At 69.4% G+C, this 2,930-nt stretch carries 3 protein-coding genes; all 3 read right to left on the bottom strand.

The window, feature by feature from the left end; all coding sequences use genetic code 11:
* Window positions 1-558, bottom strand: a 558-nt coding sequence (locus HUU96_RS14085; protein ID WP_217430337.1) for a VOC family protein, incomplete at its 3' end; no start/stop codon positions are given.
* A gap of 96 nt (window positions 559-654) precedes the next feature.
* Entirely contained in the window at window positions 655-1,503 is an 849-nt protein-coding gene (fghA, locus tag HUU96_RS14080) for an S-formylglutathione hydrolase (protein ID WP_174293374.1), read from the bottom strand.
* A 2-nt stretch (window positions 1,504-1,505) separates the two neighbouring features.
* Entirely contained in the window at window positions 1,506-2,615 is a 1,110-nt protein-coding gene (locus tag HUU96_RS14075) for an S-(hydroxymethyl)glutathione dehydrogenase/class III alcohol dehydrogenase (protein ID WP_174293372.1), read from the bottom strand.
* Window positions 2,616-2,930: the final 315 nt, after the last annotated feature.

The raw sequence follows: 2,930 nt of genomic DNA, 5'->3' as shown, positions 1-2,930 counted from the left end.
CGTCGCGGGCTGATAGTCCCCCCGCCGCATCGCCGGGCTGAGCACCTCGTAGGCGACGCCGCCGCGATAGTCGGCCAGCACTCGCTCGGGATCGAAGAAGGTGCCGATCGGGTTCTGGCGGAAATCCTCGGCGGTGCGCATCCACTGGGTCGACGCGGCCCAGTCGCCGAAACAATCGGACTGGAGTTCGACGTGATTGCCCTCGGGATCGCGGTAGTAGATCGAGATCGTGAGCCCGTGGTGCAGCGAGAACGCCGGCAGCACGCCCTCGTCCCGCATCCGCTCGTAGGAGGAGATCAGGTCGTCGAAGCTGTCATATTCGAATGCGGAATGGTGCATGCCGTTGTGGCGCGTCTTGTCGGGATCGTCGCTCAGCTCGGGGACGGACAGGAACGCGACCCGGTGATTGGCCGCGTCGTTGGTCGTCCAGGCATTGTGCTTGTCCTGGAACGTCACCGTCACCCCAACGACTCGAGTATACCAGTCGATCATGTCCTGGATGCGGCTGGTCTTGATCGTGACGTGGTGCAGGGTCGGCCGGATCATGGGGAGGGGCATGATGGTCCTTCGTTGTTGCCCGTGGCAGTCGCGCCGTGGGGATGCACTATATAGGTCGGTGCGCGGGACGCGCGACCGGAACTCGGCGCGAGGGAGTCACGGCGACCGCGCGGCCCCGCCCAGCCGTGCCGCGTGCCAGGCGAGATGGTCGGCCATGAAGGTCGAGATGAACAGGTAGCCGTGGTCGTAGCCCGGCTGCATCCGCAGCGTCAGGCCGATCCCGGCGGCCTCGCAGGCGTCGCGCAGCAGCCAGGGGCGCAGCTGTTCGGCCAGGAACGGGTCCGCGTCGCCCTGGTCGACCAGCAGTTCGGGCAGCCGCGCGCCGTCCTCGATCAGCGCCACCGCGTCGTGCCGGCGCCACGCGGCGCGATCGGGGCCGAGATAGCCGCCCAGCGCCTTCTCGCCCCACGGCACTTGGCCCGGCGCGACGATCGGCGCGAAGGCGGACACTGCCTTGTACCGTTCGGGAAAGGTGAGCCCGATCGTCAGCGCGCCGTGCCCGCCCATCGAGTGGCCGGCGATCGATTGGCGGCCCATGTCGGCGGGGAACTCGGCCGCGACCAGCGCGGGCAGCTCGTCGGTGACGTAGCGCCACATCCGGAAGTGCGGCGACCACGGCGCTTGCGTCGCGTCGACGTAGAAGCCCGCGCCCTGGCCCATGTCCCAGGCGGGATCGTCCGCGACGCCCTGCCCACGCGGCGAGGTGTCCGGCGCGACGAGGATCAGGCCGAGCTCGGCGCAGGCCCGGCGGTACTCGCCCTTGTCCGTCACGTTGGCGTGGGTGCAGGTGAGGCCGGACAGCCACCACACGACCGGCAGCCGCGCGCCCGGCTCGTGCGGGGGCACGTAGACGGCGAAGGTCATGTCGGTGCCGGTCGCGGCGGAGGCGTGGCGGTAGACGCCCTGGGTGCCGCCGAACGCCCGGGCGGTGGCGACCGTCTCCACGCTCAATAGACCACCACGGAGCGGATGCTCTCGCCCCGGTGCATCAGGTCGAAGCCGTCGTTGATCTCGTCGAGCGACAGGACGTGGGTAATCATCGGATCGATCTCGATCCGGCCCTGCATGTACCAGTCGACGATCTTGGGCACGTCCGTGCGCCCCTTCGCGCCGCCGAACGCGGTGCCGCGCCAGTTGCGCCCCGTCACGAGCTGGAACGGGCGGGTCGCGATCTCCTTGCCCGCTTCCGCTACGCCGATGATGATGCTGGTCCCCCAGCCGCGATGGCACGCCTCCAGCGCCTGGCGCATCACCGTCGTGTTGCCGGTGCAGTCGAACGTGTAGTCCGCGCCCCCGTCGGTCAGCGCCACCAGGTGCGCCACGATGTCCCCGTCCACCGTCTTCGGATTGACGAAGTGCGTCATGCCGAACCGCCGGCCCCATTCCTCGCGCGCCGGGTTGATGTCGACGCCGACGATGGTCCCCGCGCCCGCCAGCCGCGCGCCCTGCAGCACGTTGAGCCCGATCCCGCCCAGCCCGAACACGATCACCGTGTCCCCCACCTGGACCTTGGCGGTGTTGACCACCGCGCCGACGCCCGTCGTCACGCCGCAGCCGACGTAGCAGCTCGACTGGAACGGCGCGTCCGCGCGGATCTTCGCCACCGCGATCTCGGGCAGCACGGTGAAGTTGCTGAACGTCGAGCAACCCATATAGTGGAAGATCGGCTGGCCCTTGTGGCTGAACCGCGTGGTGCCGTCGGGCATCAGCCCCTTGCCCTGCGTCGCGCGGATCGCGGTGCACAGGTTCGTCTTGCCCGACAGGCATGACTTACATTGGCGGCACTCGGGCGTGTAGAGCGGGATGACGTGGTCGCCGGGCGCGACGCTCGTCACGCCCGCGCCCACCTCGCGCACTATCCCTGCGCCCTCGTGCCCCAGCACGCTCGGGAACAACCCCTCGCTGTCGAGTCCGTCCAGCGTGTACGCGTCCGTGTGGCAGATGCCCGTCGCCATGATCTCCACCAGCACCTCGCCGGCGCGCGGGCCGTCCAGGTCGAGATCGACGATCTCCAGCGGCCTCTTCGCCTCGAACGCGACGGCGGCGCGGGTCTTCATCGGGCACTCTCCTATTTTTGCGCCTTTTGAGCAGAGATCGGACGGGAAGAAAAGAGCGGCGTCGCCGACCCCGCATCGCCCGACGGCACCCGATCCGGGCCGCGCACGGCCACGGAAATTGCGCGTCCGTCGTGCAAATGGATGATGCCGTCGCCCGCGCATCCCGTCAGGGCGGGCAGGCGGCGGCAAGGGGGGCGAGCGGCATGGCGTTGAGACTGTTGGTCAGGCTGCTGGCCTATTACGCGGCGCTGGCCTCGTGCCTCGCGCTCGCCACCTATCTGCTGCCGGACTGGCGGTCGTACCTGCCGATCGGCC

The sequence above is a fragment of the Sphingomonas bacterium genome (genome assembly GCF_903644135.1).
In the GTDB taxonomy this organism is placed as follows: domain Bacteria; phylum Pseudomonadota; class Alphaproteobacteria; order Sphingomonadales; family Sphingomonadaceae; genus Sphingomonas.
The sequence above is the reverse complement of the archived record's forward strand: the minus strand, read 5'-3'. Positions and strand labels throughout refer to the sequence as shown.

Excerpts from the sequence above, each read along its gene's own strand:
- HUU96_RS14075 (WP_174293372.1), bottom strand. The coding sequence starts at position 2,615 with ATGAAGACCCGCGCCGCCGTCGCGTTCGAGGCGAAGAGGCCGCTGGAG.